Here is a 7,350-nt window from a genome sequence, read left to right as displayed (position 1 = left end):
TCATCCTTTTGCTTATTGCTTGAGACTCTACAATATCCAATAACCTTTCTAGGCTTTTCTTTTATTCCTAAAATTTTATTTAATTGCTCTTGGGAATAATATCTATAGCCACTATCAGTAGTGTGATGTGGTTTTAATTTATCGTTTTTATCCCAATTCCTTAATGTTTGTGCTGATACATTTAATTTTTTAGACATTTCTGCTATTGATAAATACTTCAACTTAATCACCTCTTACATATAAGGTAATTGACTAAGTTATGAAAGTCAATATGTTTTTATACATTTTTATAAGTTTCACTTAACAGTTGCTAACCTCCTATCTTAACATTAAAATCATTTTTTTCAAATATACCTTTTATATAATGTAAATCTTCTTCACTAGGAGATTCTAAATTTTTTTCGTAGTCCATATGTAATCTTTCATATTTATGATTACCCTTATTATGATAGGGAAGAAGGTTTACTTTCTTTAGATGGAGTTTTTTTAATAGGTCTATTGTTTTATCAATATTATTACTATCTGTGTTTATATCTTTTATAAGGGGGATTCTAATATTAATATTAGTTTTAGTCCTTGATAATTTTTCTAAATTTGATAATATTAATTCATTATTTACTGAAGTATATTTTTCATGTAGGGTGGGGTCCATAATTTTTATATCGTATAAAAATAAATCCACATAATTTATTATTTTCTCAAAGGATTCATAATTTACATGACCACAAGTATCTATGGCCACTGATATGCCCTTTGATTTACATATTTTAACTAAATCTGTCACAAAATCTATTTGGGTCATGACTTCACCACCAGATAGGGTAACACCACCACCAGATTCATCATAAAAGATTTTGTCTTTTTCTATTTCTTTCATTAGTTCAGACACTGTATATGTGGTACCAATTATTTCTTTAGTATTATTAATACAATAATCTATACATTTGCCACATAGGGTACATAAATGGGAGTCTATATGAATGGAATGGTCCCTTAAGGTAAGCGCTCCCTTAGAACAGGCTTTTATGCAGGAACCACATAAATTACACTTTTCCCTATTGTACATTATTTCAGGGACATAACTTTGGGTCTCAGGATTGTGACACCAACTACATTTCATGGAACATCCTTTGAAAAATATGGTAGTTCTTATGCCTGGGCCGTCGTGAATAGAGCATTTTTGAATATTAGTAATTAATCCTTTTTCCATAATAAAATTACTCCTTAAAATTAAAATATTAAATAAAATATATAGGTTAAAAAAGTTTAGAATCATGAAAAATGTTTAAAAAAATAAAAGGATAAAATTCTGTAGATTTCGTATTTATAAACTTGCTTTATGTGGGCCTATTTCAGGAAACTATTGAAAATCTTTTCCACCCAAGTCCTTGTCACAAGCGAAAGTGTGAATCTTCGTAGATAGGTTCACGTGTCATGTTCAAGTAGAATAGGATGTTGTGACGTTCCAGGGTTCCAAAGATTTTCAATAGTTTTTCCCTTATAGGCAAGTTACTGTATAGAGAAAGCTTAGTGTTACGAAATCTATAAATACAGAGTTTGTAACTCTTGTTATAAATATAGCATATATATGTGAAAAAAATCTATAAAGATTCATATGCCTAAGTATAAATAAAATGTATAAAAACACCATCTTGATTTATGGGGCAATTTTATTTATAATTAAAGTCAAAGAAAGTCAAAAGTAGAATAAAAATATATAAATAGAAAAAAATAATATGTATAGATTTATCGTTTATAAACTTGAGTTATGTGATTCTATAAGGAAAGTTTATAGTTCATAAATCTCTATATATAAAACTTAATTCTTTAAAAGGGGAGATAATATTGGAATATAAAGATTATTATAAAATATTAGGAGTAGATAAGGGGGCATCTCAAGGTGATATAAAGAAGGCCTATAGAAAATTAGCCAAGAAATATCATCCAGATGCAAATCCAGATAATAAAAGGGCAGAGGAAAAATTTAAATCTATAAATGAGGCCTATGAAGTATTAGGTGATGAGGGAAAAAGAAAAAAATATGATCAATTTGGAAGTGGGTATGATTTTCAAAATGGAATGAATTTTGATCCTTCTCAATTTGGATTTGGAGGATTTAATCATTCTACTAATGGTGCCAATGGGGATTTTAGTGATTTCTTCAATATGATATTTGGTAATGATGGATTTGATTTAGGATCAATGTTTGGCAGAGGTGGTCATCATAGGGGGAATACTAAGGGGCAAGATATAGAGGCAGAAATAAATGTGTCTATTAAAGAAGCCTATGAAGGATCAAAAAAGACTATTAATTTAAAAACTCAAGGGGGAAATAAAAGTCTTTCCATAAAAATACCAAAGGGTATATTACCAGGAAAGAAGATAAAATTAAAGGGACAAGGACATAAAGGTATGGGTGGACCTAATGGAGACTTATATTTAAAGATTAATTTTAATGAAAAATCAAAATTTACATTAAAAGGATTAGACTTATATACCCATGTGGATTTATCACCTTGGGAAGCTGCCCTGGGATGTGAGGCAATAATAGAGACCTTAGATGGAAAAATTAAAGTGAAAATTCCACCTAATATGCAGGCAGATGGAAAAATTAAAATACCTAAAAAGGGATACAAGGATAGAACTGGCAATGGTGGAGATTTATATATAAAAACTAGGGTTGTTAACCCTAAGAATCTTACGGAAGAAGAAATAAAATTATATGAAAAGTTAAGGGACATATCTAAGTTTAATCCAAGAAGCTAGGATCTATATAGATTTCTTATTTATGAATGGGCTTTATGTGTGCCTATTTCAGGAAAATATATTGAAAATTTTTTCCATTGAAGTCTCTGTCACAAGCGAAAGTGTGAATCTTCGTAGATAGGTTCATGAGTCATGTTTAAGTAGCATAGGATGTTGTGACGTTCCAGGGTTCCAAAAATTTTCAATGGTTTCCCTTATAGGCAAGTTACTGTATAGAGAAAGCTTAGTGTTACGAAATCTATACATATGGATTTTGGAAAATGACACAGGGTACCAATAGGTTAAATATTAATGAATATGCATTAATATGGGTATATCATCTATAAGAGTAGGAAAAAATTAAATAGTAAGTATAAGGCATATGAAAGAAATAAATTCCTCAGTGAACTGACTAGTTTATTTCTTTCATATGCCTAAATTATAAATTTCCTAGAAAGGATGAATTATAATATGTTGTATTTACATATGTTAAAAGATGATCCATATATGTTAGAAAATAAATATGTTATAGTTAAAAGAACTATTAAATTAAGGGCATTTAAAACAAATGAAGAAATTAAGATACTTACTATTGAAGGTAATCTAAAGGTTCCTAAGGGTCATTATGTGGTAGTAGGCATATTTGGAGAAATTTATCCTTCTGCTCCAGAACATTTTGAAAGGAAACATTATTCGGTAGATGATAAGGACTCTCATATAGATAGTGTAATAGGGACTTACAAATATAAACATGAAAAGGACCCTGATTGTGTAGAATTTTCTAAGGAAGACATATTAGGGTGGAATGTATACAAGGTTAGATACATGGAATTAATAGGAGCAGAAGCACAAGAGGATCTTATTATAGATTCTTATATGGGCAAACAACATGGGAAAAAGGGTGATTTTATAATAATAAACAATAAAAATTATTTTTATATTTGCAATAGGCATGTATTTAACCACACCTATGATATTATGAAAAAGATAAAAAAATCAGACTAAAAACTTCTGGATGACCAGAGGTTTTTCTAATTTCAAGGCAGAGTAAAGGAAAATTTTGCATATGAATAGAAAGGGGAAACTTGTCAAAAAAAGGAGGAAAAACTACAAAAATGTAGAAAATTAATATAGTAGGGAGAGAAAAGATCTTTTGAGGAGAGTTAAAATCTATGGAAAAGAAAACCTTAAAAAAATCAGTTAAAATAATAATTGGCATTTTATTAGGAATACTTTTAATTACCAATTATATATGTATAAAAAATAATTTGAAAGTAGATAGTTATGACTTTTTAATAGAGGGACTATTTTTTATTGTTGCTGTTACATGTTTTTTCATTTCTTTAGAATGCAAAATAACATACTTAAGTATGGGATGGGCAATTTTTTCTATTTCCCTATTAAATGATGCCTTAGATGAACTTAAATTTATTTCATTTCCAAAATGGCAAGACCTCATATTTGAAGAAATATTCTTAGGAATTGGAATAATACTAATTGCCCATGGATTTTCAAAGGCAATTGAGGAAAAGATAAATCTTTTAGAAAAATTAAAGCATGTTGCCTTCCATGATTCTGTAACAGGCCTACCTAATAGGAGATTTGTAAAAGAGAAGTTAACATTAGTTGTTGAGGATTCCCTTAGGAAAAATATTAATATGGGAATAATATTTATAGATTTAGATGAATTTAAATTAATAAATGACACACTAGGCCATTATTGGGGAGACGATCTTTTAAGAAGTGTTACCAATAGGTTAAAAGAAATTGTTAGAGATGATTATACTATTGGCAGGTTAGGTGGAGATGAATTTATAATAATTGTATCTAATGGTGAGGAAATAGAATCTATTGCCATAAATATTATGAATACCTTTAAAGAACCCTTTAAGGTAAGGGAAAGAGAAATATGTATTACTGCTAGTATGGGAATTTCAAAACTCTCCAATGAAACTGGGGATGTAGAAAAATTATTTAAGGATGCAGATGTGGCCATGTATAAGGCAAAGGCCATGGGAAGAAATAATTACAAAATATATAATAATACAATGGATGAGGAAATAAAAAAGAAAATTAAGATAGAAGAAGATATTAGGAAGGCATTAAAAAATAAAGAGTTTGTTCTTCATTACCAACCTAAGATTAATATTGGAACGGGAAAAATTACGGGGGTAGAGGCTTTAGTAAGATGGAATCATCCAAAACTAGGATTAGTTTATCCAGATTATTTTATACAACTAGCTGAAGAAACGGAACTTATAAAGGAAATAGATGAACATATATTAGAATTAGCTTGTTTACAGATTAAAAATTGGATAAATAGAGGATTAAATCCAGTGAATATTGCTGTAAATATTTCTGGTCAATCCTTTAATGAAAATAAGTTTATGGATAAATTAGATTGTGTATTAACAAATACATCCATTGATCCATCCTTTATAAACATAGAAATTACTGAGACGGCTGCCATGAAAAATATAGAATATGCCCATAGTATTCTGAAAAAATTAAGGGAAAAGAAAATAGGCATATCCTTAGACGATTTTGGAAAAGGATATTCATCCTTAAGTTATTTAAAGACATTTTCAATAGATGTGCTGAAAATAGATAAGCTATTTGTGGATGGTATAGGTATAGATAAAAGGGATGAATCTTTAATTAAGGCAGTTATAACAATAGGGAAAGAATTAGATATTAAGATTGTATGTGAAGGCGTTGAGACTACAAAACAATTGGAATTTTTAAATGAAATAGGGTGCCATGAATATCAGGGGTATTTATTTAGTAAGCCAGTTAATATTGAAAAAATTGAAGACATGATGGGAAGACTTAGTGAATTTAGGATTATGAGTAAGTCAAGTTAAATGTGAAAAATTAATAATGTAATCTAAGCACTGTAAAAATCTAGCCTTAATAATTATTAAGGCTAGATTTTTAAAAAAATATAAAAAATATATTGACTATTTTGAAACATAGTGTTAAGATAGTTAACAATAAATTGAAAATTTGTAAAAGTAATGCGGAAGAGAAAAATACCATAACTTTAATTACAGAGAGCTAATGAGGGCTGAGAGTTAGTATTGAAGGCGTATATAATAATCACTTCCAAACTGCCAAACTGAAATGAAAAGAGTAAGTAAGGCCGGGATTCTATGGATATAGAAGTGCCACCGTTATATGGCTAGGGTTAATTTTGATCTGATGAGGTAAGTTGTGTAAATAACTTATGAAATAGGGTGGTACCATGAGAAGTCTCTCATCCCTAAGATACAATAATTGTGTCTTAGGGATGGGAGATTTTTTTTATTTCTTCATATGAGAATGACTAATTGCATATAGCCATTCTTAAAAATAATAATTAGAATATTCGAAAGAATTTGAAAAGGAGACGATTTGCATGGCAAAAATGTATTATGAAAAGGATGGTAATTTAGAAGTATTTAAGGGAAAAAAAGTTGCTGTTATAGGATTTGGAAGTCAAGGGCATGCCCATGCTCTTAATTTAAAGGAAAGTGGAGTAGATGTAATAGTAGGTCTTTATGAAGGAAGCAAATCATGGAAGGTGGCAGAGGATGTGGGCCTTGTAGTTATGGATACAAAGGATGCAGCTAAGGCTGCTAATGTGGTTATGGTTTTAGTTCCAGATGAATTGCAAAGGGCTTTATATGAAGAGAGTATAAAACCATACTTAAATGAAGGAGATGCCCTTGCATTTGCCCATGGATTTAATATTCACTTTACTCAAATTGTACCTCCTGCTAATGTGGATGTATTTATGGTAGCACCAAAGGGACCTGGACATTTAGTAAGAAGAGTTTACCAAGAAGGAAAAGGAGTACCTGCTTTATTTGCTGTATATCAAGATTTCACAGGAAATGCTCGGGAAGTGGCGCTGGCTTATGCTAAGGGCGTAGGAGCAGCAAGGGCAGGAGTACTTGAGACCACTTTTAAAGAAGAAACTGAAACAGATTTATTTGGAGAACAGGCAGTTCTTTGTGGTGGTGCCACAGAACTTGTTAAGGCAGGGTTTGATACTTTAGTGGAAGCTGGATATCAACCAGAGATTGCATACTTTGAGTGTTTACATGAACTTAAACTTATAGTTGACTTATTATATGAAGGTGGATTTGAAAAAATGCGCTATAGTGTAAGTGATACTGCTGAGTATGGAGATTACATGGTTGGAAGAAGAATTGTTACGGAAGAAACTAGAAAAGAAATGAAAAAAGTTTTATCAGAAATCCAAAGGGGAGAATTTGCTAAGAATTGGATTACTGAAAATATGGCTAATAGACCAGTATTTAATGCTGTTAAGAGACAAGAACTAGAGCACCCTATTGTGGAAGTGGGAAAAGAATTAAGAAGTATGATGTCTTGGTTAAAAAAATAGGATTTTAATTATTTGGGACGGTTATTAGTTAGCCGTCCTTATATAGATTTCTGGTGTATAAACTTGCTTTATGCGGGCCTATTTCAGGAAACTATTGAAAATCTTTTCCACCCAAGTCCTTGTCACAAGCGAAAGTGTGAATCTTCGTATATAGGTTCATGTGTCATGTTGGAGTAGCATAGGATGTTGTGACGTTCCAGGGTTCCAAAGATTTT

General features: G+C 30.4%; 6 protein-coding genes. 4 read left to right on the top strand and 2 right to left on the bottom strand.

Annotated elements, in window-relative coordinates:
* Together N4A57_RS04320 and N4A57_RS04315 are read right to left on the bottom strand one after the other, a co-directional pair.
* Positions 1-221 (bottom strand): MerR family DNA-binding transcriptional regulator (locus tag N4A57_RS04320; protein ID WP_293656354.1); only part of this gene is annotated, 221 nt, incomplete at its 3' end.
* 89 nt (positions 222-310) lie between these two features.
* Positions 311-1,210 (bottom strand): trans-4-hydroxy-L-proline dehydratase activase, encoded by a 900-nt coding sequence (locus tag N4A57_RS04315; RefSeq protein WP_293656352.1) that lies wholly within the window; start codon positions 1,208-1,210, stop codon positions 311-313.
* Between the two features lie 635 nt (positions 1,211-1,845).
* On the opposite strand from N4A57_RS04315, the gene N4A57_RS04310 reads away from it, so the two are divergent.
* From N4A57_RS04310 to ilvC, 4 genes are all read left to right on the top strand, one after another.
* The gene (locus tag N4A57_RS04310; RefSeq protein WP_293656350.1) at positions 1,846-2,766 is read left to right on the top strand and encodes a J domain-containing protein; all 921 of its coding nucleotides are present in this window, start codon (positions 1,846-1,848) and stop codon (positions 2,764-2,766) included.
* A 450-nt stretch (positions 2,767-3,216) separates the two neighbouring features.
* Positions 3,217-3,750 (top strand): hypothetical protein, encoded by a 534-nt coding sequence (locus tag N4A57_RS04305; RefSeq protein WP_293656349.1) that lies wholly within the window; start codon positions 3,217-3,219, stop codon positions 3,748-3,750.
* Positions 3,751-3,917: 167 nt separating this feature from the next.
* Positions 3,918-5,609 (top strand): putative bifunctional diguanylate cyclase/phosphodiesterase, encoded by a 1,692-nt coding sequence (locus tag N4A57_RS04300; protein WP_293656347.1) that lies wholly within the window; start codon positions 3,918-3,920, stop codon positions 5,607-5,609.
* Positions 5,610-6,142: 533 nt separating this feature from the next.
* On the top strand, positions 6,143-7,135 hold the full coding sequence (gene ilvC / locus N4A57_RS04295; RefSeq protein ID WP_293656346.1) for a ketol-acid reductoisomerase: 993 nt from the start codon (positions 6,143-6,145) through the stop codon (positions 7,133-7,135).
* Positions 7,136-7,350 lie beyond the last annotated feature (215 nt).

The organism is Anaeromicrobium sp. (assembly GCF_025210435.1).
Classification (GTDB): Bacteria; Bacillota; Clostridia; order Peptostreptococcales; family Thermotaleaceae; genus Anaeromicrobium.
The sequence above is the reverse complement of the archived record's forward strand: the minus strand, read 5'-3'. Positions and strand labels throughout refer to the sequence as shown.